We start from the raw sequence: 22,763 nt of genomic DNA, 5'->3' as shown, positions 1-22,763 counted from the left end.
ACTTATCCCTTAATAGGTGCCGATAACGAATAGCCAACCTAACCAATGAGAGATGGCTTATGGCTCAGGCACAGTTAAAACTTGCAACAACCGATTTCCCAGGGCACCAGTCGATCCCGCTGCGCAAAGTCCTTGCGGTCAAAGGGCTGGGTAAAGCCTATAAATCCCAGCAGCGGGTATTGGACGATATCAATTTCGATTTGCACGCCGGCGAGTTTGTCGCGGTGATTGGCCGCTCCGGCGCGGGCAAATCCACTCTGCTGCACACGCTCAACGGCACCATTCCTTCCAGCTGCGGTGAAATGCTGCACTTTGACGAGGCTGGCGTGGCGCAGGATATAGCACAACTTTCCGCCCGTCAGATGCGCCAATGGCGCGCCCGTTGCGGCATGATCTTCCAGGATTTCTGCCTGGTGCCGCGTCTGGACGTGATTACCAACGTGTTGCTCGGGCGGCTCAGCCACACCTCTACGCTCAAGTCTTTTTTCAAAGTATTCGACGATGTCGATCGTGCGCGGGCCATCGAGCTGTTGCAGTGGCTCAATATGCTGCCGCATGCGCTGCAGCGGGCCGAGAACCTGTCCGGCGGGCAGATGCAGCGAGTGGCGATTTGTCGCGCATTGATGCAGAACCCCAAGATCCTGCTGGCGGACGAGCCGGTCGCCTCACTGGATCCGAAGAACACCCGCCGCATTATGGACGCCTTGCAGAAAGTCAGCGAAAACGACATTGCGGTGATGGTGAATCTGCACTCGGTTGAACTGGTGCAGGAATACTGCACGCGGGTGATTGGTATCGCGCAGGGAAAAATTGTTTTTGACGGTCATCCATCACAGCTGAATGACCGGATTTTGCACCAGTTGTACGGCGAAGACGTTAATCAAATACATTAATTTAAAAGGCTACAGCAATGAAAAAAATATTCAGTCTGACCACCATGATGGCCGGCGCGATGATGGTATTTAACGCTGGCGCAGCGGACGCGCCCAAGGAGCTTAATTTAGGCATTCTCGGCGGTCAGAACGCCACCCAGCAGATTGGCGACAACCAGTGTGTGAAGCAGTTCTTTGACAAGGAACTGAACGTTGATACCAAACTGCGCAACTCGTCCGACTATTCCGGCGTGATCCAGGGGCTGCTGGGTGGCAAGATCGACCTGGTGCTCAGCATGTCGCCGGCGTCGTTTGCCTCGGTGTATATCAAGGATCCGCAGGCGGTCGATCTGGTCGGCATTGCCGTCGACGATGTCGATCGGTCGCGTGGTTATCATTCGGTAGTGATCGTCAAGGCCGACAGTCCTTACAAGAAACTGGAAGATCTGAAAGGCAAATCGTTCGGTTTTGCCGATCCGGATTCTACCTCCGGTTTCCTGATGCCGGATCACAGCTTCAAAAAACTGTTCGGCGGTAGCTCGGACAATAAATATAACGGCTTTTTCTCCAGCGTCACCTTTTCCGGCGGCCATGAGCAGGACATTCTCGGCGTGCTGAATGGCCAGTTTGAAGGTGCCGTTACCTGGACATCGCTGATTGGCGATTACAACACCGGCTATACCAGCGGCGCGTTCACCCGCATGATTCGCATGGATCAACCGGATCTGATGAAAAAGATCCGCATCATCTGGCAATCTCCGCTGATCCCGAACGGCCCGATCCTGGTGCGCAATGCGTTGCCGGCCGACTTCAAGGCCAAGGTCGTGGCAGCGATCAAAAAGCTGGATAAGGAAGATCACGGCTGCTTTATCAAAGCGATGGGCGGCAAGCAGCATATCGGCGAAACCACGCTGGCGGAATACCAGCCGGTGATTGACCTGAAGCGCGCGTTGGCGAAAGGCGAACGCTAAACCAGCGCTGGACGTTCAGGCATGGGGCGTGGTACGCCGCGCCCGTTTGACATCAACAGGTTAAGGTGGACCGCGCGGTTCAGTCTCTGACGGTGAGTTATTTTGAATACAGATTTTGCGCATTACTACCAGCGGGTTCGCAGCAAGCAAAAGCGTGAAACGCTGATATGGTCGCTGACGCTGGCGGTACTTTATCTTGGCGCCGGCAGGCTGGCCGAGTTCAATTTGCATACCGTCTGGGTATCGCTACCGAATTTCTTTGATTATCTTGCCGAAACGTTGCCGATCCTGCATTGGGATCGCCTGTTCGCCGATGGCCATACCGAAGGCTCGTTGGCCTATTGGGGCTACCGCCTGCATATCCAGCTGCCGTTACTGTGGGAGACCCTGAATCTGGCGCTGGCGGCAACCCTGCTGTCGGTACTGATTGCCGGCGTGCTGGCATTTCTGGCTGCCAACAACACCCATAGCCCGGCGTCGCTACGCATGGCCATTCGCACGCTGGTGGCCTTTTTGCGCACCATGCCGGAGCTGGCCTGGGCGGTGATGTTTGTGATGGCGTTTGGCATCGGCGCGATACCCGGCTTTATGGCGCTGGCGTTGCACACCATCGGTAGCCTGACCAAGCTGTTCTACGAAGCATTGGAAACCAGTTCCAACAAGCCGGTGCGCGGTCTGGTTGCCTGTGGCGCGACGCCGTTGCAACGCATGCGTTTTGGCCTGTGGCCGCAGGTCAAACCGGTGTTTCTGTCGTACAGTTTCATGCGGCTGGAAATCAACTTCCGTCAGTCTACCATTCTGGGGCTGGTGGGCGCGGGCGGCATCGGTCAGGAACTGATGACCAATATCAAACTGGACCGTTACGATCAGGTCAGCATGACGCTGTTGCTGATTATCGTAGTGGTGTCGTTGCTGGACTACGTCTCCGGCAATCTGCGCAAACGCGTGGTGGAGGGGGGCAAATGATGCTCGGACAAACGGTTTCCGCAGAACGGTTGCAAGCCCTGCAACGGCAGCATACGGTCATTTTTTCGCAGCAACGCCGTTATCTGCGTACCCTGGGCCTGATTGCCGCGGCAATTGGCGTATATTATCTGTTCTTCTTTCTGTATTTCGGCATTTCCTGGCCACAGCTGCTGAATGGCTGCCAGCAAATCGGCCGCTATTTCATGCGTATGTTCGTCTGGCGTGACTTTGTCAACTGGCCGTTCGGCTATTATTTCCAGCAGATCTTCATCACCATCGGCATCGTGTTTGCCGGCACGCTGACCGCGACGCTGCTGGCATTGCCGCTGTCGTTCCTGGCGGCACGCAACGTGATGTCTACCCCGCTGTTGCGGCCGATCGCCGCGCTGGTGCGCCGCTTGCTGGATCTGCTACGCGGCATCGATATGGCGATCTGGGGGCTGATTTTCGTGCGCGCCGTCGGCATGGGGCCACTGGCCGGGGTGCTGGCGATTGTGGTGCAGGATGTCGGCTTGCTGGGCAAGCTGTATGCCGAAGGGCATGAAGCGGTGGACAAGTCACCGGGGCGTGGCCTGACGGCGGTGGGCGCCAACGGTTTGCAGAAACATCGCTACGGCATCTTTACCCAGTCGTTTCCCACCTTTCTGGCGCTCAGCCTGTATCAGATTGAATCCAATACCCGTTCTGCGGCCGTGCTCGGCTTTGTCGGTGCTGGCGGTATTGGTCTGGTGTATGCCGAAAACATGCGGTTGTGGAACTGGGACGTGGTGATGTTTATCACGCTGCTGCTGGTGGCGGTGGTGATGACCATGGACAAGGTTTCTTCAGTACTGCGCAACAAATACATTATTGGCGAAGACATTCCGTTGTATCAGCAAAAAAGCCAAATCGATTGAGAAACCCCTTACCGATCCCTATACTGCCGCACATATTCAAGGCGTGCGGCAGTCTTTCCATTTCGCGCTGCGCGTCTTCCCGCTTTACCAGCTATAAAGGCAATTCCATGATTAACAATGACGTCCTGCGCAGTGTGCGCTACATGCTGAGCATTAACGACGCAAAAATGGTTGAGATCGTCAAACTGGACGGTTTTGACGTTGATGTCGCGGCGATGGGCGCTTATGTCATCAAAGAAGGCGAGCCGGGCTTTGAAAAATGCCCCGACGAGGTGATGGCGCATTTCCTGAATGGCCTGGTGTTCTTTAAACGCGGCAAGGATGACAAATTCCCGGCACCGCCGGTTGAACTGCCGATCACCAATAACCTGGTGCTGAAGAAACTGCGCGTGGCGTTCGAACTGAAAGATACCGATCTGTTCCAGATCTTCACCGCCGTGGATTTCCGCATTTCCAAGCCGGAGCTGAGCGCGCTGTTCCGCAAGCAGGGCACCAAGAACTACCGCCCATGTGGCGATCAGATGCTGCGCTACTTCCTGAAAGGGCTGGCGCAGCGCGTACGCGGCGCATAATCCGTACCTGGCCTGGCGACCCCGCTTTAACGGACAAGGTCGCGGCAATCACCAGCACCTCTTTCGAGGTGCTTAGGTTGCTGACAAAGCAGGAAAAAGCGTGGTTTTTCCTGCTTTGTGGTGAGCGGCCGAAAATCAATAAATTGATTTTCCTGATTTTTTATTTATTGACCTCTATTCGTTCAGTGCAGGAATGAGGTTTGTCATCAGTCTGAGCACCTCTTTCGAGGTGCTTTTTTTTTGCACTTTTTTGTTCGCCGTCTGCACAGCGCTGGCGCCTGTTTTCTGACCGCCGAACAACCTGCCGAGCGCTAGAGAGAATGGGGGGCCGCGGAGTTGTCAAAAGGGGCCGAGACGTGGCCGACGGCATACCACTGGGCCGCACGGCTGCACCGTGCCGGCAGCGTTCGCCACAGCCGCATGTGCAGCAGTTGCCAGGCAGCGGGATCGAACGCGGTGACGCTGGCCAATGCCAGAGGATCGGCGCGTTGCCGGCTGCGCAAGCGCGACAGATTGCTGAAGGGGGCAATTGGCCGCCGCTCAATACTGGCAAAGCGCGCGTGCGACAACTGCGCGCGATCGAAGTGTGTCAACCAGGGCAGCCAATGGTCGACCTGCGGCCAGCCGAACGACTGCGTCAAGCCGACAAAACCCTGGCCGAGCAAAAACTCGCTCATGCCCTGACTGCTATTCCACAGATAAAACGGCGCGTAGCGGTTTTCCGCGCCGTGCTCCCCTTTTAACGCATAAAGATAGGCTTTAACCATCAGCTGTGGACAGTTGTCGAGCTGCGGGCCGGCGGTGGCGATGCGTTGGCGAATGATTTCCATCGGGTAGTCGGCCGGCAGGGTAAAGCTGTATTGCATGGCAAGCATGATGATTCTCCGCAAAGTCGTTGACACCTTCAGCCTGACACGCGATGTTTATTATTAAAATCGACATTATTTTGACTAACAGTCCATAAAATCAGGATGGTCAGCATGGGGCGAATCACCTTTGATCTCGACGACTTGCGTAGCTTCGTCACTGGCATTGAGCTGGGCAGTTTTGCCCGGGCGGCGCAACGCCTGGGGCGTTCGACCTCTGCCGTCAGCGCGCACCTGAAAAAACTGGAGCAGCAGGTGGGAGCGCCCATTCTGCGCAAATCCGGGCGTGGCATGGTGATGACCGAAGCGGGAGAAATGCTGCTCGGCTATGCCCGTCGGCTGCTGGAGTTGAATGATGAGGCCGCCTGCGCGGTGCGTGGCTGGGATCTGCACGGCACGGTACGACTCGGGCTACAGGAGGATTTTGGCGAAACCTTTTTGCCGCAGGTGCTTGGCAGTTTTGCCCGGGCGCACCCACGGGTGCGCATTGAAGCACGCATTGCCCGCAACGCCGAATTGCTTGACTGGGTGAACAACGGGCAGCTTGATTTGTCGTTGGCCTGGGATGGCGGCGTCAGTACCCCCTTTCAGCAGGCGCTGGGGCAACGCATGATGCGTTGGATAGCTCCGCCGGCGTTTGCTATGGCGCCATGGCAAGCCAGTGGCCAGCCGTTGCCGCTGGTGGTGTTTGACGCCCCCTGCCTGATGCGCAGTGCGGCGACGCAGGCGTTGGATCGTGCTGGCATCCCCTGGCGTATTGCCTTCACCAGCCGCAGTTTGAACGGCATATGGGCAGCCGTCAGCGCCGGCTTGGGAGTCACGGTGCGTACCGAGGTCGGCATGCCGGCAAGAGTGGCGCCGTTGCCTGACGGGCAGTTGCCGGCGCTCAACCCATTGGGCGTGGTGCTGCACCGCGCCGAGGATCGGCCAGACGCCGCGGTGCAGCGTCTGGCGCAGATTGTCGTTGAACGGCTGGCGCTTTAGCGGGTTGCTATCGGCTGACTGCCGTCCAGCGCTCCCCACTCGGTCCAGGAACCGTCGTACAGCCGTACCTGCGGCGCTTGCAGTGAAAGCAGAGCAAACGCCAGCACCGCAGCGGTAACCCCGGAGCCACAGCTGGTGACGATCGGGCCGTTGAGATCGACCCCTTTATCGCTAAACAGTTGTTTCATTGCCTCCAACGACTTGAAACGGCCATTTTCCAGCAGTTCCGGATAGGGAATATTGATGCTGCCGGGAATGTGCCCACGGTGCAGGCCCGGGCGTGGTTCCGGCGCATCGCCATAAAAACGCGGCGCGGCGCGAGCGTCGAGAATTTGCGTCGGCCCACCCAGCGCCTGTTCAACCTGTCGCAGGTTCACCAGCGCATCGGCGTTGAAACGGGCATTGAACCGGGTCGACGCGCGGGTGCCATCACCGGTAGCCAAGGCGTTGCCGCGCGCTTTCCAGCCGTCCAGCCCCTCGTCCAGTACATAAACCTGTTGCGCGCCGAAGGTGCGGAAGGTCCACCAGCCGCGTGGCGCGGAAAACTGGTTGCCCTGGTCGTAAAACACAATGGTGCTGTTTTCGCTGATGCCCAATTGACCAGCGGCGGCGCCAAAGGTCTCGGCGTCAGGCAACATATGCGGCAACGCGGTGGTGGTGTCTGCGACCGCGTCGATGTCGAAATACACCGCGCCCGGGATGTGGCCGGCGGCAAATTCTGCCTGCATGTCTTTTTTCGGCACCAGCCCGACGGGCGACATGCGTACGTCGACCACCACCAGATCGCCGTCGTCAAGGTGTTGTTCAAGCCATTGAGGAGTCACTAAAAAGGGAGAGTTCATCGATCCTGTTCGCCTGTAGAAAAACCGTTTTTTACTATACCCTAAATTATTCGGCTTGCATTAGGGCTGTATGGCTTGAGGTGCCAGCGAGGTTTACTTCTACCGGTTGGGTATCATCGGCGGCGCGGGTCGTCAGGGGAGCAGGCATGCAAGCGCAGAGTTTCGGTGGGGCAAAAATTGCCTTGCTGCATCAGGATCGGGTATTGGTTTATTTACGTGATGAGCGCTCGGACATCCCGTGGCCCGGCCTGTGGGACCTTCCCGGCGGTGGACGCGAAGGCAACGAAACGCCGTTGGAGTGTGTGCAGCGAGAAACACAGGAAGAGTTCGGGCTGCTATTGCCGCCGCAGCATGTGCTGTGGCAGCGCCGTTATCACGGTATTCAAGCCGGCAGTCCCGCGACCTGGTTTATGGTCGGCATTATCACTGCACGGCAAATCGCCGCGGTGCAATTTGGCGAGGAAGGCCAATATTGGCAGATGATGGCGGTTGAGCAATTCGTGCACCACCCGCAAGGGATCCCCCACCTGCGCCAGCGACTGTCGAGTTACCTCGCCCGGCGCTGAGCCTGTTGTTGCTGTTCGACGCGTTCGATCAGCGCCGTTATCTGGCGGTGCGAGAACACTTCAATACCGTGTTGACGCAACAATGCGCTGGTGACGCCGTTGCCGGGCTTGCTGCGGCCGGCGAAGGCGCCGTCATAAATCAGCTGGCTACCGCAGGACGGGCTGCCGTCGGTGAGCAAGGCGAAACGACAGCCTTGTCGGCGGGCGGTTTCCAGCGCCAGATGCGCGCCGAGCAAATATTGCGCCGTGACGTCGTTGCCAGTGGCCTCAATCACCTGCGCACGCTGTGCCAGCACCGCGTCGCCGTCGGCCGCCGGGCTGATTTCCGCCGGCGGGCGCGGCGTGGCAAAGCCGGCAGCCAGTTCCGGACAACACACCACCAGACGGCCTTCCCGCTGCCAGCGAGCCAGCGTGGCATCGACCAGCGGTTTGTCAGAACCGTTATAACGTACTTTAAAGCCTGCCAGGCAGGCGCTGATGAGGATTTTGGCCGACATGGTTAAGAGTCCCTAATCGCGAGGGCGAAAGTGCAGGGCATCGCCGCTGCACGCGCGACATTATGCTAGCAAAATCGCGCGGGCAAAACATCTGTCATCAGCATCAGCGCATCAAGGATGGCCAAGTTGATGGTGTAAAATGAAATTTTTCATTCATTATTTCAGATTTTTTTTATCGTGATGTGGCGCAGTGTATCGTCAAAAAGTCAATTGTTGCTGAATGAATGGCGAATCATGAACGCCATCACGAATAGCGAGGTTTGTTTTTCATTTCACTTGATTTTGAAATGTTGATTCCATATAAATCAGCGATAAATTACTCATTCCATTTTATGGCCGACTGGCGACAGCCCGGCCCAACGCTGAGGAAACAACGATGAAACAGGTTCGCGTCGGATTAATTGGTACCGGTTATATTGGCCGTTGCCATGCCATTGCTTACGCACAGGCAAGCACGGTTTTTCCACTGAAAGGCGAGTTGGTGTTGGAAATGCTGGCGGAAGTGACGCCAGAACTGGCCAGCCAGCGCGCCATGGAGTTTGGTTTTGCACGTTCTACAGGCGATTGGCGGCAGTTGGTGGCCGATCCTGACATTGACGTGGTGGATATCTGTGCGCCCAATTTCCTGCACAAGGAAATGGCACTGGAAGCGATTCGTCATGGCAAGCATGTCTATTCGGAAAAGCCGCTGGCGCTGGATGCCGGCGACGCGGCGATTATGGTGCAGGCGGCGCGTGAACGGGGTGTCAAGACGCTGGTGGGTTTCAACTATATGAAGAACCCGACCAGCCAACTGGCGCGTGAAATTATCGCCAATGGTGAAATCGGCGAGGTGGTGCATTTTTACGGCACCCATAATGAAGACTATCTGGCCGATCCGCGTACGCCGATTGACTGGCATTGCCGCAAGGCCAGCGCCGGCCTTGGGGCATTGGGCGATTTGGCGGCGCATATCGTCAATATGGCGCATTATCTGGTGGGGGACATCGTGGCGGTCTCCGGCGACATGCAAACCCTGATCAAACAGCGGCCGGATCCGCAGGATGCAACCCGGTTATGCGAGGTGGAAAACGAAGATCAGGCCAGCGCACTGGTTCGTTTTGCCAGTGGTGCCATGGGGACCATTGAAACCTCGCGTATTGCCTGCGGCCGCAAGATGGGGCTGACCTATGTGGTTACCGGTACCAAAGGAACGCTCAGCTACACCCAGGAGCGGATGGCTGAATTAAAGGTTTATCGCCACGATGAGCCAGCCGAACGGCAAGGATTCAAAACGCTGCTGGTGGGGCCGAAGCACCCGGACTATGCCGCATTCTGTATCAGCGCTGGGCACGGCATTGGTTTCAACGATCAAAAAACCGTGGAAGTGCGCGATCTGGTGAACGGCATTGCGGCCGGCGATCGCCTGTGGCCGGATTTTGAAGAGGGCTGGAAAGTGTCTTGCGTGCTGGATGCTATCGCCGCGTCGGCGCAGCAGCGTCGCTGGCTGGAGGTCAATAATAAATAGTTAACCTGTTAAGTTAATTGGCTGGCAAGTTGTGCTGGCCAAGTGGCTTAATGGCTTACGATGCTGCTAGCTTAATAAGCTATTTTGTTGGCAAGTGAGTAGGCTGTTGAGTTGCCTGGCTATTAAATTAGGCGGTTGGTAAACTGACAGGCTGCCAGGGTATGACGCTGGCAGCCTGTTCAATTAGCCGGTTGTGTGCTTAGAACGCAAAGCAGGAACAGCCAAAGGCGCCCCAGAACGCATGTTCATCGGCCACCGGGATGCTGGAGCGGCGGGCAAGGTCATGCTGATGCGCGTGTACGCCGCACGGGCCACAGCATTGATGCGCCTGACTCAGCACCCCGTTGCCGACCATGGCGGCAGGCGGCGCAGCGCGGTAATGTCCCGGTACCTGGCTGACCGGCGACCATTCCGGCAGCACCGGTAGCGGCGGCGGTGCCAACGGCGAGAAGCTGCCGGCGGCATACACCACTTTACCGTCGACCACCGTCATCAGCGCTTCGATGTCCTTGATCTGCTCCTCCGGCACGCTGAAATAGTCCTGCGACAGCACCGCCAGATCCGCCAGTTGTCCGACCTTGATTTGCCCCTTCTTGCCCTGTTCGGTCGAAAACCAGGCGCTACCCTGGGTCCATAGCATCAACGCGGTGTCGCGATCCAGTCGTGCATCGTCGTGGTACATCGCCATGCCGCCGACGGTACGGCCGGAAACCAGCCAGTACAGCGCGGTCCACGGGTTGTAGCTGGCAACGCGAGTGGCGTCGGTACCCAGTCCGACCGGCAGTTCCGCTGCCAGCATTTTCGCCACCGGCGGGGTGTGGCTGGTCGCTTCCTTGCCGTAGCGTTCGGCAAAATACTCTCCCTGGAAGGCCATGCGATGCTGTACCGCGATGCCACCGCCCAACGCTTTTACCCGTTCGATATTGCGTTCGGAAATGGTCTCGGCATGATCAAAAATCCAGTGCAGACCGTTAAACGGGATTTCACGGTTAACCTTTTCAAACACGTTAAGCATACGGCTGATGGATTCGTCGTAGGTGGCATGCAGGCGGAATGGCCAGCGGTGTTCGACCAGGTGGCGTACTACGCGCTCCAGCTCATCCTCGGTGCCTGCCGGCAGATCCGGACGCGGCTGCAGGAAGTCTTCAAAATCGGCGGCGGAAAACACCAGCATTTCGCCGGCGCCGTTATGGCGATAGAAATCCGTTCCCTGGCCCGGTTTCAGCATATCGGTCCACAGCTGGAAATCCTCCAGCTCCTGTTTTGGCCGTTGGGTAAACAGGTTGTAGGCGATGCGGATGGTCAACTGCCGTTTTTCATGCAGTTCGGCAATGACCTGATAATCATCCGGGTAGTTCTGGAAGCCGCCGCCGGCGTCGATGGCGCTGGTCAAACCGAGGCGGTTCAGTTCGCGCATAAACTGGCGGGTGGAGTTCACCTGTTGCTCCAACGGCAGTTTCGGCCCTTTCGCCAGCGTGGCATACAGGATCATGGCGTTGGGTTTTGCAATCAGCATGCCGGTCGGATTACCGTTGCGATCGCGCTGAATCTCGCCGCCCGGAGGATTAGGCGTGTCTTTGGTATAGCCGACCACCTTCAGGGCAGCCCGATTGAGCAGGGCGCGATCGTACAGGTGCAGGATGAACACTGGCGTATCCGGCGCGGCCTGGTTGATTTCCTCCAGCGTCGGCATACGGCGTTCGGCAAACTGGAATTCGCTCCAGCCGCCCACCACCCGCACCCATTGCGGACTCGGCGTGCGTAATGCCTGTTGCTTGAGCATGCGCAGGGCGTCAGCCAGCGAAGGCACGCCTTCCCAGCGCAACTCCAGATTGTAGTTAAGCCCACCACGAATCAGGTGCAGGTGGGAATCGTTCAGACCGGGAATGGCGGTATGGCCCTGCAAGTCGACAATCTGCGTTTGTGGGCCGGCGTGGCGCATCACCTCGCTTTGGTCGCCGACCGCCAGAAACTTGCCGTCCTTGATGGCAACCGCCTGCGCGGTAGGGTTGTCGCGATCGACGGTATGAAACTTGCCATTGGTGATAATCAATGAGGCCGTATTACTCATTTCTTTTCTCCCGACGCCGTCTCAGTGACGGGTCAGCCATTGATGAAAGACGCGCGTCACGATCGGCATCCACAGGAACACCACTAATGCCACCACGCTGGCGTCGTTGAGCAGGTGGCCGCCGAGTGTCCCTTGCAGGCTTGGCAGCAGCGTGCTCCAAAACCACGGTACCAGATTGGTCGACGGAAAGATCACCAACAGGGTGATCAGGAACTGCTTCCACTTGGCGGGTGGGCGTACCTGCGCATTGGCAGGCGTGAACCAGAATTCCGCGCCGGGGCGAATTTCAATGTGATCCTGTTCCAGCAGCAGCGGTGACACCTCGGCAATGTATTGATTGCGTTTGGGGGAATGCAGCCAATGATAAAGATTGTCGATGTTGTCGAAACGCACCAGGATGGTATAGGCCTGTTCCGTGCTGGACGGGCGGATCACGTTGACGCCAAGGTGCCCGTGGTATTCGGCGGCGTCCGGCATAATGCGCTTGAGCCAGGCTTCATAGGCCTGTTGCTGGCCCGGCGCCAGCCGGTGGGTGATAACCAGGGTGACATGCTGCGGGTGTGACATAAACGCGCGCTCCTAAACCGGTCCTCCCCGGCTGGCAGGCCGGGGAGGGGCATCTTATTTGAGTTCGCGCGCCGGCGCGTGGTGCACCATGGTGTAGGCATAGTCAACGCCCATGCCATAGGCGCCGCTGTGTTCGCGTACCAGTTCCATTACCGCGTCATAGGTTTCCTTGCGCGCCCAGTCGCGTTGGTACTCAAGCAGTACCTGTTGCCAGGTCACCGGGATGGCGCCGGCCTGTACCATGCGTTCGACCGAGCGTTCATGCGCATCCACCGAGGTGCCACCCGAGGTATCGGTTACCACATACACCTCATAGCCGGCTTCCAGTGCCATCAACGCCGGGAAGGTCAGGCAGACTTCGGTCCATAGCGCCGAAATGACCAGTTTTTTGCGACCGGTGGCTTCGACGGCGCGCACGAACGCGGCGTCTTCCCATGAGTTCATTGAGGTGCGTTCAATGGGTTTCACCTGCGGGTGAACCGCCAATAATTCTGGCCAGATATAACCACTGAAGCTTTCGGTTTCAACCGAGGTAAACAGGGTTGGCACATTGAAGATTTTACCGGCCTTTGCCAGCGCCACCACGTTGTTTTTCAACTGCTGGCGATCGATATTGGCGACGCCAAAAGCCATTTGCGGTTGATGATCGATAAAGATCAATGCGGAATTGGTTGGGTCAAGCAATTGAAACTTGGACATGTTTTACCTTCCTAGTGGTACACCAGTTGAACGAGCTTTCAGGGTTGCTGCAATGGAATGCATGGTAGGCAGGTGGTGATTTCAAAGATAGCGTAGAATTTTCGTGGTCTTGTTAAGTTTTTTTATACACAGGGGAACAGTGTGAGATTAAATCTGGATGCGTTGCTGATTCTTGATGCGCTTGACCGTCACGGTTCGTTCGCCGCGGCCGCGGCCCGGCTGTATAAAACGCCGTCGGCGCTCAGTTACATGGTGCAGAAATTGGAAAGCGATCTCGACGTGACGATTCTCGACCGCTCCGGTCATCGCGCCAAATTTACCGATACCGGTAAGTTGATGTTGGAGAAAGGCCGTTTACTGTTACGGGCGGCGCAGGATCTGGAACAACAGGCGCGTTATGTCGAAAGCGGCTGGGAAAGTGAGATCACCCTCGGTATCGATGCCTCGTTTCCCTTTGAGCGACTGCTGCCGCTGATCGACAGTTTTTACCGTCAGCATCACCATACGCGTCTGCGGTTTAGCCATGAAGTGTTGGCCGGCTCCTGGGAGTCGCTGATTTACGGCTGCGCCGACATTATCATCGGCGCCATTTGCGAACCGCCGTCACGTACCGGCTATGCCTTCAGGCCGTTGGGCAAGTTGGAATACGTATTTGCCGTAGCGCCGCAGCACCCGTTGGCTACGCTGCCTGAACCGTTGGTCAAAGACACGGTGCGCCAGCATCGGGCGGTGGTGGTGCGTGACACTTCACGTATCAATACGCCGCAAAATCTGCATATTCTGGATGAGCAAGACACGCTGACGGTGTTTAATTTCGATGCCAAGCTGGCTGCACAGCTTGCCGGGCTCGGCTGTGGCTATTTGCCGCGCTATCTGGCACAACCTTATCTGGCGCGTGGCGAACTGGTGGCGAAGAGCGTCGAAGGTGAATATTGCAGTGATGCGGCCTATTTCGGCTGGCGTGAAAGCGCCACCGGGCTGGCGGTGAAGTGGTGGCGTGAGCGCTTGCAGGCCTACGCCGACGGTGAACAGGCCTACCCAGACTAATCATGGTCCGGCGCGGCGCGCAGCGATAACACCTGCGCGCCGCCGGGGAGCGAGAGGGTAAAATGCCCGCAGGGTGCGGTCACCCGTGCTGGAAGTCTTCCGCGTCGACGTCATAGCCGGCCGGTTCCCAGCGGATCGCCAGCAGGGCCGTCAAGCCGGCTAACGGCGCTAGCGCAATCACCCAGAACACGCCGGTGCCGAGCGTTGCCGACAGCACCGGAAACAGGAACAGCGACAGGGTGGAGCTGGAACGCATCAGGGTTTGGTTAAAGCCGACGCCGACGCCGCGCAATGACGTCGGATAGCTCAAGGAGGCAAACGTCATGCTGTGCGAGCCGGGGCCAAAACCCTGCCCGAGCAGGAACAGCGCCAGCATGGCGATGGAAAATGCCGCCTGCCCGCCGTTGTCCGGCAGACCAGTCAGCGCCAGACCAAGCAGTGCCGCCAGTTGGCAGGCGTAACCGAGCACCGTCATCTTCCAGGCACCGAAGGTCGGCACCAGCCGTACTGCCAGCAGGCCGCCGACAAAGGCGAACAGCAGGTTAAGTGCCAGCGACACCAGAATGGTGCTCAGCATGGACTGCGCCAGGAAGGTCGACAGGATCACCGGCAGTCCAAACGCCACCGCGTTATAGGCGAAGGAAGAGGCAATCGCGATGATGGTCGCCAGTACCGTACGCCGCAAATATACGCCTTGCAGCAGCGTGCCGTAGTTGCGCCACGAGGCTTGCCGCGTCTGCGGCGGTCGGCCGGTTTCGGCGTCATCAGCCACCACCACGTTGACGTTGTACGAGCGGCGTAAAATGGCCGCCGCGCCCTGCAAATCGCCCTGATTGGCCGCCCAGACCGGAGATTCGCTCATATAGCGGCTGCGAATGGCGATAATCAGCAGCGCCGGCACCGCGCCGAAGCCGAGAATCAGCCGCCATAGCCAGTCGGTATGGCTTTCCGGCAGCACGGCGTAAAGCAGCAGCACCAGCAGATAGGAAATGCCGATCGCCGCGTACCAGGTGGGGCACCACATGGCGATACGCGCAGCCTTGTTGCCGCGGCCGGAAAGGCGTGAAAACTCTGCGAGAAACGCCATTGCCACCGGCAGGTCGATGCCGACCCCCAACCCCATGACAAACCGTGCGCCGCCCAAGACCCATTCGTTGGGCGCAAACGCGCAGGCCAGCGCCGCAACCACAAAGAAAAACATATCGGCCATAAATACCCGATAGCGGCCGATTTTATCAGTCAGATAACCGCCGATAAATGCGCCGATAATGGCGCCGAACGTGATGGCCGAGGCCACCAGCCCGGTACCGGTTGGCGACAGATTGAACTCGCGTGCCACGTCCTTGATGCCAAACGCCAGTGCGCCGAGATCGTAGGCATCAAGGAACACCCCGCCCAGCGCGATGGCGACCACAATGCGCGCATCGTTACGCTTGGCCGCGCCGCCGTTGACCAGCCTGGCGACGTCGGCGGCGCTGCGGATCGCTATTGCCTCGTGATTGCTGGCCGGTGGGGTCCCTGTTGAAACGCTGGCGTCAGGCGCCACAATGGTTGTCGACATGTTGATTCTACTTTATAGGCAAAAATCCGAGCATAACGGCGTGGCCTGACGTTCAACCAATTCTTTCTGGTTATAAGCTTACAACCAGAAGATGTTGAAAAATCATCATGTTAAACGCGGACTCAGGGTGTGGTTTTATGCGCTTAGGGAAAACGTAGCACCGCCTTGATGCTCTTACCCGACCGCGCCGCGGCCAATGCCTGATTAATCGCCTCAAAGGGGTAGAAATCAATCAACCGTTCGAAGGGAAAATGCCCGGCCTGCCACTGCGCGATCAGATAGGGGATGAAACGCTGCGGGACGGCATCCCCCTGAATAACGCTGATAATCTGTCGATGATGAGAAAGTTTCATCGCGCCGCCGCCGGTCAGGCGCACCAGCGTGCCCCCCGGGCGTAACCGCTCCAGCGCCTGTTTTTCCAGATCCGCGTTGCCGGTGGTGTCGATGACGTAATCCAGCGGCGCCAACTGAAGCAACTGCTGCGCCGTCTGCAACATCTGGGTTGCCCCCAGTTCGCCTGCCAGCCGTAAACGTCGGGCCTGGCTGTCCAGCGCGACGATCGACGCCGCTCGCCGCAGCCTGGCCGCCATCACCGCCGCCAGGCCGACGGTGCCGACGCCCAGCACCAACAGGCGCTCGCCGCTTTGCAGGTTCAGTGAGTTGAGCACCGTGCCGGCGCCGGTTTGTAGCCCGCAGCCGAGCGGTGCCAGCGTTGCCAACGGCAGGGTATTGGCAACGCGCACCACATTGCGTTCGCTGACCAGCGCATGGCTGGCAAAAGAGGACTGACCAAAAAAATGGCCGTGTAGCGGGGCAAGATAGCCGCTGCTGCCGTCCAGCCGCTGAAAGTCGAAATTCAACTGCCAAAAATTGTCGCAGTGCGCAGGACGTTGCTGCCGGCAGGGAACGCAGCAACCACAGGACTGATAAGAAAGCACCACCGCATCGCCGGGCTGTACGGCACGCACCGCGCTACCGGTTTGTTCGACGATGCCAGCGCCCTCGTGGCCGAGTATCGAGCCGGCGCTGGCGCTGGCGCACATGGCGAGATCGGTATGACAGATGCCGCAGGCTACCAGGCGCACCCGCAGCTCATCGACGCGTGGCGGCCGCAGGCGCAGCGGGCGCATCACCAGTTGAGTGCCGGTGGTATCAACCACCGCGGCACGGCGTTTGGCAGTCATGGGGTCTCCTCGTCGTTGGCGGCGTATCTCTCCAGTATAGTTTTCGAACAACGGGCGGATTTTCGCTAAGCTTTGCCATTTTGTTTATTTTGCGCGCCGATCCGGCTCGCGGATACTGTGGCAAATTATTGCCAGCGAGCCGCTAACCGATGTCAACGCCAGCGCATCATAGCCACTATCTTCACCCCGCGCAGCGGGCCTGGATCCAGCAACTCAAGCGACAGTGGCTATGGCGGCTGGAACTGCCGACCTGGTGGGTGTTGGCGCTGGTGTACGGCGGCTGGTTCGGCGTTGTGCTGTGTTGGCAGACCCTCGGTCCCTGGCTGGGGACACCGTTGCTGATCTTGCTCACCACCGGTTATATGTCGTTGCAGCATGAGCTGATCCATGGTCACCCGACGCGCTGGCCACGGCTCAATCAGCTGTTTGGTCTGGCGCCGTTGGCGGTGTGGTATCCCTATGGTTTGTATCGCGATACGCATTTGCAGCACCACCGCAACCAGCAGTTGACCGATCCACGGCACGATCCGGAAAGTTACTATTTTACCGCCGCGCAATGGCAACGCCTGCCCGCTGCCGTCGTCTGGTTGGTAACAATTCGTAACACCTTGCCCGGGCGAATTTTTCTTGCTCCGCTATGGGATATCGGCACCACGGCGTTTGGCGCGCTGAAAAGCGTAACGGCTGGCGATGGTGCCGCGCTGATGATGTGGTTGGTCCACGGTGCGCTGCTGACATGCCTGCTGGGCTGGCTGCAGCGGCAGGGGGTATCGCCGCTGTTTTATCTGCTGGCGGTCAGTTACCCGGCGTTAGCCATCACCAAAATCCGTTCTTTTTATGAACATCGTGCAGAAAAAGCGGTGGCGGCCCGTTCGGTGATCAACGAGGCTGGCTGGCCGTGGCGGCTGCTGTTCCTCAATTTGAACTATCATTTAGTGCATCACGACTTACCCGGGTTGCCGTGGTACGGACTGCGAAAAGTCTATCAGGCAGAACGCGTTGCCTATCAACAACGCAGCCAGGGATTCGTGGTACTCGGCTATGGCAGGTGGTTTGCTGCGCATGCCGTTTCGCCGGTCAGCGTCGCCGTACACCCGTTTTTAGCCGGGGAGTCGACGGGACATCAGGGGGCCGTCGCACCGTCGGCGGCGATTGTGGCTCGTGGGACACAGGCCGCAGCGGATTTCTGCATCGAAAAATAATCAAGGGGAAGCAACAATGGCATTTATCTCTTCACGCGGCCGTTTTCTGGCGTTGGCGCTGGGTATCGTCACGTTGGCCACCGGTGCGGCACAGGCTGCCGATTCGGTGCGCGTAGGGTCAAAAATCGACACCGAAGGCTCGCTGCTGGGCAATATCATTGTTCAGGTACTGGAAGCCAATGGCATCAAAACCACCAATAAATTACAGCTTGGCACCACCAAAGTGCTGCGCGGGGCGATCGTCGCCGGTGAGATCGACATCTACCCGGAATACACCGGCAACGGGGCGTTTTTCTTTGCCGATGAGAAAGATCCGGCGTGGAAGGATGCCAAGGCCGGCTTTGACAAGGTGAAGAAGCTCGATTATGACAAAAACAAACTGGTGTGGCTGGACGCCGCACCGGCCAATAATACCTGGACCATCGCGGTGCGCCAGGACGTCGCCGATGCCAACCATTTGAAGACCCTGGCCGATCTGGGCAAGTGGATCAACGGCGGCGGCAAGTTCAAACTGGCCGCCTCGGCAGAATTCATTGAGCGCCCGGATGCGTTGCCGGCTTTCCAAAACGCCTACGGCTTTAAACTGAACCAGGATCAGCTGCTGTCATTGGCCGGTGGAGATACTGCGGTGACCATCAAGGCGGCGGCGGAGCAAACCTCTGGCGTCAATGCGGCGATGGCCTACGGTACCGATGGTCCGGTGGCGGCGCTTGGCCTGCAGACGCTGGAAGATCCGCAGGGTGTCCAGCCGATTTATGCACCGGCACCGGTGATCCGCGAGGCGACGCTTAAACAGCATGCCAATATTGCCGAGTTGCTCAAGCCGGTATTCGCTACCCTGGACGGTCCGACGTTGCAGCAACTGAACGCGCAGATAGCGGTAGAAGGGCAAGATGCGAAACAGGTTGCGGCAAGCTATCTGAAACAAAAAGGGTTGATAAAAGGATAATGCATCGCCAGGGCGAAGCACGGTCTTCGTCCTGGCGACATGGGCACACCATGGAGCCGGAGAATTTGTTTGATTAGCCTCCTGAAAAACCGCGTCTTGCTGACGCTGTTTATCCTGTTGATACTGGCAGCGTTCAGCCTGCCATTCCTTAGTTATGCCCCCAACCGCCTGTTGTCGGGTAAAAGCATCGGCCTGCTCTCGCTGTTGCATGGACCTGCGCTGTGGCTATTGCTGCCGCTGGGCGCACTGGCGCTGCTCAGCCTGCTGCCGCCGCTGCGGCGCCATGCGGTGCTGACGGCGGTCTGCGCATCGGCGCTGCTGTGCCTGACCTTTTGGCTCAGCGGTCACGGCGCGCAGCAGTTGGCGCTGGAGGGCTCCCGGCTGGCTCGCACTTCCTGGGGCAGCGGCTGCTGGCTGATGCTGGTGCTGAGCCTGCTGATGGCGGCTGACGCCATCGCGCGCATTACTCCCTCGCACCTGTGGCGCATTGTCGGTAATACGCTGGTGCTGCTGCCGACGGTGGCGCTGCTGTTCAGCCATCAGTTGGACGGGTTATCGCTGCTGAAGGAGTACCGCAACCGGCAAGAGGTGTTCGACGCCGCGCTGTTGCAGCACCTGACCATTTTGCTGCTTACCGTGTTGCCGACGCTGGCGATCGGCATACCGCTCGGGGTGCTGTGCTACCGTTCGCAACGCTGGCAGACGCCGATTTTCTCGACCCTGAATATCATTCAGACGGTGCCGTCCATCGCCCTGTTCGGGCTGTTGATCGCACCGCTGGCCGGGCTGGCGGCGGCTTTCCCCTGGCTGGCACAGCATGGTATCAACGGCATTGGCCTGGCGCCGGCGATCGTGGCGCTGGTGATGTACGCGCTGCTGCCGCTGGTGCGCAGCGTGGTGGCGGGGCTGCAAAGCGTGCCGGCCAACGTGATTGAATCTGCGGTTGGCATGGGCATGACGCGCGGACAGATTTTCCTGCGCATCCAGCTACCGCTGGCGTTGCCGCTGTTCCTGACCGGCGTGCGCATTCTGGCGGTGCAAACCGTCGGCATGGCGGTGGTGGCGGCGCTGATCGGCGCCGGCGGTTTCGGCGCCATCGTTTTCCAGGGATTGCTCAGCAGCGCGCTCGATCTGGTGCTGCTTGGCGTGATCCCGGTGATCGCGATGGCCGTGATTGTCGACTCGTTGTTTAAATTCATTATTTCAGCTTTGGAAGTGAAGCGCCGATGATTGACTTTGACCAGGTAAGCAAAATATTTCAGGGCAAAGCGGCGGTGGATACGCTGTCGCTGAACATTGCCGAAGGGGATTTCACCGTACTGATCGGTACCTCCGGATCTGGCAAGTCCACGACCTTGAAAATGATCAACCGTTTGATCGAGCATGACCAAGGCAAGATTTATTTCGCCGGTGAAGAGATCCACAGGTTCAAACCGCAGGATCTGCGGCGACGCATGGGCTATGCCATCCAGTCGATTGGCCTGTTCCCGCACTGGACGGTGGAGGAGAACATTGCCACGGTGCCGCAGTTGCTGAAGTGGCCGCGCGCGCGCATTCGCGACCGGGTAACCGAGCTGATGGAATTGCTGCATCTGGATGCCGAGCTGTTCCGGCGGCGCTATCCGCATCAGCTGTCCGGCGGGCAGCAGCAGCGCGTCGGCGTGGCGCGCGCGTTGGCGGCCGATCCCGAGGTATTGCTGATGGACGAGCCGTTCGGCGCGCTCGATCCGGTAACCCGCGCGGCACTGCAAACCGAGGTGGCGCGTATTCACCAGCTGTCTGGACGAACCATCGTATTGGTGACGCACGATATTGACGAGGCGCTGGCGCTGGCCGATCGTATCGTGCTGATGGACGCCGGTCGGGTGGTGCAGCAGGGCACGCCGCTGGAAATGCTGACCGCGCCGGCGAACGACTTTGTGCGCGATTTCTTTGGCCGCAGCGATCGCGGCATCAAGCTGCTGGCGCTAGGCTGCGTCGGCGAACGGGTGCGACCGGGACAGGCGCAAGGAGAGCCGATTGCCGCCGAAATGAACCTGCGTGAGGCGCTGTCGGTGTTCGTGGCGCGCGGCAGTGATTGCCTACCGGTGGTCAATGCGCGCGGCGAAGCGCTCGGCGTGCTGCATTTTGCCGATCTGATCGCGCAGCGGGCACTGTCATGAGCCGCGCCGGCGCGCCACAGGGCGCTGGCAGGCAACGTGGATGGCGCGACCCGCTGCCGTGGCTGATTGCGCTACTGCTGGCGCTGGTGTTCGGGATGAACCATCTGCATGGGCTGTTTGCCGCCTGGTTCCCCGATCTGCAACGGCCGGTCTACCAGCAGGACAGCTTTGTTTCACTGCTGCTGGCGCACCTGCTGCTGGTGGCGGTTTCCAGCCTGATCGCGGTGCTGATCGGCGTGACGGCAGGCGTGGCGGTAACCCGACCGGCCGGCAAAGAGTTTCGTTCGCTGGTAGAAACGGTGGTGGCGGTTGGCCAGACATTTCCACCGGTGGCGGTGCTGGCGATCGCGGTGCCGGTAATGGGATTCAGCGAACAACCGGCGATTATCGCACTGGTGCTGTATGGCCTGTTGCCGATCCTGCAGGGCACGCTGGCAGGCATTGATTCGCTGCCAGCCGCCACGCGCGAGGTGGCGCAAGGCGTTGGCATGAGTCCGCGGCAGATTCTCTGGCGCGTCGAGTTGCCGCTGGCTGCTCCGGTGATCGTGGCCGGTATTCGCACCTCGGTAATCATCAATATCGGCACCGCGGCGATTGCCTCTACGGTGGGTACCAAATCGCTGGGATCGCCGATTATTATCGGCTTGAGCGGTTTTAATACCGCCTATGTGATTCAGGGCGCGCTGGTGGTGGCTTTACTGGCTATCATTATCGATAGGATCTTTGAGCGTTGGGTGAATCATCTCACCGCCTGGCGTCAGCAGACGCTGACCACATCGTCTACCGTAGGATGAGGGAGTTATCATGCAGGTCTCTTTGCCCATGTATGGCGTCACTCGACAACAGGTTGAACCTTTCTGGCACGCGTTGCGTGACAAGTTGCTGCGGCTTGGGCTGACGGAGGTGCCGGAAGCCTTGAGCTGGCCACAGGATCTGGCACAGCACTGGCAACGACCGGACCTGCTGCTCAGCCAAACCTGTGGTTATCCGCTGGTGGCCTATCTGCCGCAGGTGCAACTGGTGGGGACCTATCACTTCCGGGTTGAAGGGTGCAACGGCCCGAACTACAGCAGCTGGCTAGTGGTGCGGGACAGCGATCCAGGCCAGCGGCTGGCGGATTTTCGCGGTCGGGTGGCCGCCTATAACAGCAGCGACTCGCATTCCGGCTACAACAGTTTGCGTGCCCTGATTGCGCCGCTGGCGGAGAACGGCCGTTTCTTCAGCAAGGCGATTGTCTCTGGCGCACATTATCAGTCGCTGCAGATGATAATGCGCGGCGAGGCGGATATTGCCGCCATCGACAGCGTCAGTCTGGAATTGCTGAAACGCGCGCAGCCGCAGGCATTGGTCGGGGTGAAAATCATCGGGCGTACCGCGTCGGTACCCGGCCTGCCGTTAATCACCGCGGCGGGCACTTCGGCGGAACGGTTGGAAATATTGCGTGCCGCGGCCAACGAAATGGTCAACCATCCGGCCAGCGATAGCCTGTTGATCGGTGACTTTAGCCTGGTGACGCGTGCGGATTATCAGGTGATTGCACAATTGGAACAGCAGGCCGCCGAGGCTGGCGTAACGGCGCTGTAACGCCGCCCGGGGATCAGTGCGTCTCGACCACCGGGGCAGGGGTTACGCTCGGAGCCGCGCTTTCGCCGGTGGTTTCTTGCTGTGGCGTGGTGGAGCGGGTATAGATGTTCAGCCCGGCCAGGAATACGCCGCCGAGAGAACCAAAGGCGCACAGGGCGATGATGATGACGAACGCTTTTTTCAGCATGGAATTATTTT

The 22,763-nt window shown here is 58.8% G+C and carries 24 protein-coding genes; 15 read left to right on the top strand and 9 right to left on the bottom strand.

Annotation, left to right across the window (positions count from 1 at the left end; genetic code table 11):
- Window positions 1-59: 59 nt before the first annotated feature.
- The 5 genes from phnC to NYE85_RS20355 all read left to right on the top strand — a co-directional run bounded on the left by phnC (window position 60) and on the right by NYE85_RS20355 (window position 4,277).
- Window positions 60-893 carry a phosphonate ABC transporter ATP-binding protein gene (gene phnC / locus NYE85_RS20375; protein WP_259006563.1) on the top strand — a complete coding sequence of 278 codons (834 nt, stop codon included), beginning with the start codon at window positions 60-62 and terminating at the stop codon, window positions 891-893.
- A 17-nt stretch (window positions 894-910) separates the two neighbouring features.
- Window positions 911-1,843, top strand: coding sequence for a phosphonate ABC transporter substrate-binding protein (gene phnD, locus NYE85_RS20370; protein ID WP_259006562.1), 933 nt, complete (start codon window positions 911-913; stop codon window positions 1,841-1,843).
- A gap of 102 nt (window positions 1,844-1,945) precedes the next feature.
- Complete coding sequence (phnE, locus tag NYE85_RS20365; protein ID WP_259006561.1) at window positions 1,946-2,809, top strand: phosphonate ABC transporter, permease protein PhnE; 864 nt, start codon at window positions 1,946-1,948, stop codon at window positions 2,807-2,809.
- Window positions 2,809-3,705, top strand: a complete 897-nt coding sequence (gene phnE, locus NYE85_RS20360) for a phosphonate ABC transporter, permease protein PhnE (protein ID WP_405050701.1) — start codon at window positions 2,809-2,811, stop codon at window positions 3,703-3,705. Before phnE (NYE85_RS20365) ends, phnE (NYE85_RS20360) begins: the two co-directional genes overlap by 1 nt.
- 107 nt (window positions 3,706-3,812) lie before the next feature.
- Window positions 3,813-4,277, top strand: coding sequence for a DUF1456 family protein (locus NYE85_RS20355; RefSeq protein WP_004965561.1), 465 nt, complete (start codon window positions 3,813-3,815; stop codon window positions 4,275-4,277).
- Window positions 4,278-4,588: 311 nt separating this feature from the next.
- Here NYE85_RS20355 and NYE85_RS20350 read toward each other — a convergent pair whose 3' ends face one another.
- Window positions 4,589-5,152: a DUF4865 family protein gene (locus NYE85_RS20350; protein WP_259006559.1), complete on the bottom strand. Its 564-nt coding sequence runs from the start codon at window positions 5,150-5,152 to the stop codon at window positions 4,589-4,591.
- Between the two features lie 105 nt (window positions 5,153-5,257).
- Here NYE85_RS20350 and NYE85_RS20345 point away from each other — a divergent pair, with 105 nt between their 5' ends.
- Window positions 5,258-6,127, top strand: coding sequence for a LysR substrate-binding domain-containing protein (locus NYE85_RS20345; protein ID WP_259006558.1), 870 nt, complete (start codon window positions 5,258-5,260; stop codon window positions 6,125-6,127).
- On the opposite strand, the gene sseA is transcribed toward NYE85_RS20345, so the two are convergent.
- Window positions 6,124-6,969, bottom strand: a complete 846-nt coding sequence (gene sseA, locus NYE85_RS20340) for a 3-mercaptopyruvate sulfurtransferase (protein WP_259006557.1) — start codon at window positions 6,967-6,969, stop codon at window positions 6,124-6,126. The two genes, NYE85_RS20345 and sseA, sit on opposite strands and share 4 nt — an antisense overlap.
- Before the next feature lie 146 nt (window positions 6,970-7,115).
- Between sseA and NYE85_RS20335 the strand changes: the two genes are divergently transcribed.
- Window positions 7,116-7,535 carry an NUDIX hydrolase gene (locus NYE85_RS20335; protein WP_259006556.1) on the top strand — a complete coding sequence of 140 codons (420 nt, stop codon included), beginning with the start codon at window positions 7,116-7,118 and terminating at the stop codon, window positions 7,533-7,535.
- Here the strand turns inward: NYE85_RS20335 and NYE85_RS20330 are convergent.
- Window positions 7,517-8,032 (bottom strand): DUF523 domain-containing protein, encoded by a 516-nt coding sequence (locus tag NYE85_RS20330; protein ID WP_259006555.1) that lies wholly within the window; start codon window positions 8,030-8,032, stop codon window positions 7,517-7,519. The genes NYE85_RS20335 and NYE85_RS20330 overlap by 19 nt on opposite strands.
- Before the next feature lie 376 nt (window positions 8,033-8,408).
- Here NYE85_RS20330 and NYE85_RS20325 point away from each other — a divergent pair, with 376 nt between their 5' ends.
- A complete protein-coding gene (locus NYE85_RS20325; protein ID WP_259006554.1) occupies window positions 8,409-9,539 on the top strand; it encodes a Gfo/Idh/MocA family protein in 1,131 nt (376 codons plus the stop codon).
- A 199-nt stretch (window positions 9,540-9,738) separates the two neighbouring features.
- Here the strand turns inward: NYE85_RS20325 and NYE85_RS20320 are convergent, their stop codons facing one another.
- The 3 genes from NYE85_RS20320 to NYE85_RS20310 are packed head-to-tail and all read right to left on the bottom strand — an operon-like array spanning window position 9,739 to window position 12,876.
- Entirely contained in the window at window positions 9,739-11,610 is a 1,872-nt protein-coding gene (locus NYE85_RS20320) for an amidohydrolase (RefSeq protein ID WP_259006553.1), read from the bottom strand.
- A gap of 21 nt (window positions 11,611-11,631) precedes the next feature.
- Window positions 11,632-12,177 (bottom strand): antibiotic biosynthesis monooxygenase, encoded by a 546-nt coding sequence (locus NYE85_RS20315; protein WP_259006552.1) that lies wholly within the window; start codon window positions 12,175-12,177, stop codon window positions 11,632-11,634.
- 54 nt (window positions 12,178-12,231) lie between these two features.
- Complete coding sequence (locus NYE85_RS20310) at window positions 12,232-12,876, bottom strand: hydrolase (RefSeq protein WP_259006551.1); 645 nt, start codon at window positions 12,874-12,876, stop codon at window positions 12,232-12,234.
- Window positions 12,877-13,017: 141 nt separating this feature from the next.
- Here NYE85_RS20310 and NYE85_RS20305 point away from each other — a divergent pair, with 141 nt between their 5' ends.
- Complete coding sequence (locus tag NYE85_RS20305; protein WP_259006550.1) at window positions 13,018-13,923, top strand: LysR family transcriptional regulator; 906 nt, start codon at window positions 13,018-13,020, stop codon at window positions 13,921-13,923.
- Window positions 13,924-14,002: 79 nt separating this feature from the next.
- Here NYE85_RS20305 and NYE85_RS20300 read toward each other — a convergent pair whose 3' ends face one another.
- Together NYE85_RS20300 and NYE85_RS20295 are read right to left on the bottom strand one after the other, a co-directional pair.
- Entirely contained in the window at window positions 14,003-15,484 is a 1,482-nt protein-coding gene (locus tag NYE85_RS20300) for an MFS transporter (RefSeq protein WP_259006549.1), read from the bottom strand.
- Between the two features lie 143 nt (window positions 15,485-15,627).
- Complete coding sequence (locus NYE85_RS20295; RefSeq protein WP_259006548.1) at window positions 15,628-16,668, bottom strand: NAD(P)-dependent alcohol dehydrogenase; 1,041 nt, start codon at window positions 16,666-16,668, stop codon at window positions 15,628-15,630.
- Window positions 16,669-16,817: 149 nt separating this feature from the next.
- On the opposite strand from NYE85_RS20295, the gene NYE85_RS20290 reads away from it, so the two are divergent.
- From NYE85_RS20290 to NYE85_RS20265, 6 genes are read left to right on the top strand one after another with little or no spacing between them, the layout of a single operon-like run.
- The gene (locus NYE85_RS20290; RefSeq protein WP_259006547.1) at window positions 16,818-17,870 is read left to right on the top strand and encodes a fatty acid desaturase; all 1,053 of its coding nucleotides are present in this window, start codon (window positions 16,818-16,820) and stop codon (window positions 17,868-17,870) included.
- 16 nt (window positions 17,871-17,886) lie between these two features.
- A complete protein-coding gene (locus NYE85_RS20285; RefSeq protein ID WP_259006546.1) occupies window positions 17,887-18,819 on the top strand; it encodes an ABC transporter substrate-binding protein in 933 nt (310 codons plus the stop codon).
- A 39-nt stretch (window positions 18,820-18,858) separates the two neighbouring features.
- Entirely contained in the window at window positions 18,859-20,049 is a 1,191-nt protein-coding gene (locus NYE85_RS20280; RefSeq protein WP_259006545.1) for an ABC transporter permease, read from the top strand.
- Window positions 20,046-20,981 (top strand): ABC transporter ATP-binding protein, encoded by a 936-nt coding sequence (locus NYE85_RS20275; protein WP_259006544.1) that lies wholly within the window; start codon window positions 20,046-20,048, stop codon window positions 20,979-20,981. Before NYE85_RS20280 ends, NYE85_RS20275 begins: the two co-directional genes overlap by 4 nt.
- The gene (locus NYE85_RS20270; RefSeq protein WP_259006543.1) at window positions 20,978-21,775 is read left to right on the top strand and encodes an ABC transporter permease; all 798 of its coding nucleotides are present in this window, start codon (window positions 20,978-20,980) and stop codon (window positions 21,773-21,775) included. Before NYE85_RS20275 ends, NYE85_RS20270 begins: the two co-directional genes overlap by 4 nt.
- A 10-nt stretch (window positions 21,776-21,785) precedes the next feature.
- A complete protein-coding gene (locus tag NYE85_RS20265) occupies window positions 21,786-22,565 on the top strand; it encodes a phosphate/phosphite/phosphonate ABC transporter substrate-binding protein (RefSeq protein WP_259006542.1) in 780 nt (259 codons plus the stop codon).
- Between the two features lie 13 nt (window positions 22,566-22,578).
- Here NYE85_RS20265 and NYE85_RS20260 read toward each other — a convergent pair whose 3' ends face one another.
- Window positions 22,579-22,752: a hypothetical protein gene (locus NYE85_RS20260; RefSeq protein WP_259006541.1), complete on the bottom strand. Its 174-nt coding sequence runs from the start codon at window positions 22,750-22,752 to the stop codon at window positions 22,579-22,581.
- Window positions 22,753-22,763 lie beyond the last annotated feature (11 nt).

This window comes from Serratia sp. AKBS12, assembly GCF_024793895.1.
Lineage (GTDB): Bacteria > Pseudomonadota > Gammaproteobacteria > Enterobacterales > Enterobacteriaceae > Serratia_F.
The sequence above is the reverse complement of the archived record's forward strand: the minus strand, read 5'-3'. Positions and strand labels throughout refer to the sequence as shown.

Excerpts from the sequence above, each read along its gene's own strand:
- NYE85_RS20280 (WP_259006545.1), top strand. The coding sequence starts at position 18,859 with ATGGGCACACCATGGAGCCGGAGAATTTGTTTGATTAGCCTCCTGAAA.
- NYE85_RS20310 (WP_259006551.1), bottom strand. The coding sequence starts at position 12,876 with ATGTCCAAGTTTCAATTGCTTGACCCAACCAATTCCGCATTGATCTTT.
- phnD (WP_259006562.1), top strand. The coding sequence starts at position 911 with ATGAAAAAAATATTCAGTCTGACCACCATGATGGCCGGCGCGATGATG.
- NYE85_RS20325 (WP_259006554.1), top strand. The coding sequence starts at position 8,409 with ATGAAACAGGTTCGCGTCGGATTAATTGGTACCGGTTATATTGGCCGT.
- NYE85_RS20300 (WP_259006549.1), bottom strand. The coding sequence starts at position 15,484 with ATGTCGACAACCATTGTGGCGCCTGACGCCAGCGTTTCAACAGGGACC.
- NYE85_RS20345 (WP_259006558.1), top strand. The coding sequence starts at position 5,258 with ATGGGGCGAATCACCTTTGATCTCGACGACTTGCGTAGCTTCGTCACT.
- NYE85_RS20285 (WP_259006546.1), top strand. The coding sequence starts at position 17,887 with ATGGCATTTATCTCTTCACGCGGCCGTTTTCTGGCGTTGGCGCTGGGT.
- NYE85_RS20355 (WP_004965561.1), top strand. The coding sequence starts at position 3,813 with ATGATTAACAATGACGTCCTGCGCAGTGTGCGCTACATGCTGAGCATT.
- NYE85_RS20335 (WP_259006556.1), top strand. The coding sequence starts at position 7,116 with ATGCAAGCGCAGAGTTTCGGTGGGGCAAAAATTGCCTTGCTGCATCAG.
- NYE85_RS20270 (WP_259006543.1), top strand. The coding sequence starts at position 20,978 with ATGAGCCGCGCCGGCGCGCCACAGGGCGCTGGCAGGCAACGTGGATGG.
- NYE85_RS20290 (WP_259006547.1), top strand. The coding sequence starts at position 16,818 with ATGTCAACGCCAGCGCATCATAGCCACTATCTTCACCCCGCGCAGCGG.
- phnE (WP_405050701.1), top strand. The coding sequence starts at position 2,809 with ATGCTCGGACAAACGGTTTCCGCAGAACGGTTGCAAGCCCTGCAACGG.
- NYE85_RS20265 (WP_259006542.1), top strand. The coding sequence starts at position 21,786 with ATGCAGGTCTCTTTGCCCATGTATGGCGTCACTCGACAACAGGTTGAA.
- NYE85_RS20320 (WP_259006553.1), bottom strand. The coding sequence starts at position 11,610 with ATGAGTAATACGGCCTCATTGATTATCACCAATGGCAAGTTTCATACC.
- phnC (WP_259006563.1), top strand. The coding sequence starts at position 60 with ATGGCTCAGGCACAGTTAAAACTTGCAACAACCGATTTCCCAGGGCAC.
- NYE85_RS20275 (WP_259006544.1), top strand. The coding sequence starts at position 20,046 with ATGATTGACTTTGACCAGGTAAGCAAAATATTTCAGGGCAAAGCGGCG.
- NYE85_RS20295 (WP_259006548.1), bottom strand. The coding sequence starts at position 16,668 with ATGACTGCCAAACGCCGTGCCGCGGTGGTTGATACCACCGGCACTCAA.
- NYE85_RS20260 (WP_259006541.1), bottom strand. The coding sequence starts at position 22,752 with ATGCTGAAAAAAGCGTTCGTCATCATCATCGCCCTGTGCGCCTTTGGT.
- NYE85_RS20350 (WP_259006559.1), bottom strand. The coding sequence starts at position 5,152 with ATGCTTGCCATGCAATACAGCTTTACCCTGCCGGCCGACTACCCGATG.
- NYE85_RS20315 (WP_259006552.1), bottom strand. The coding sequence starts at position 12,177 with ATGTCACACCCGCAGCATGTCACCCTGGTTATCACCCACCGGCTGGCG.
- NYE85_RS20330 (WP_259006555.1), bottom strand. The coding sequence starts at position 8,032 with ATGTCGGCCAAAATCCTCATCAGCGCCTGCCTGGCAGGCTTTAAAGTA.
- sseA (WP_259006557.1), bottom strand. The coding sequence starts at position 6,969 with ATGAACTCTCCCTTTTTAGTGACTCCTCAATGGCTTGAACAACACCTT.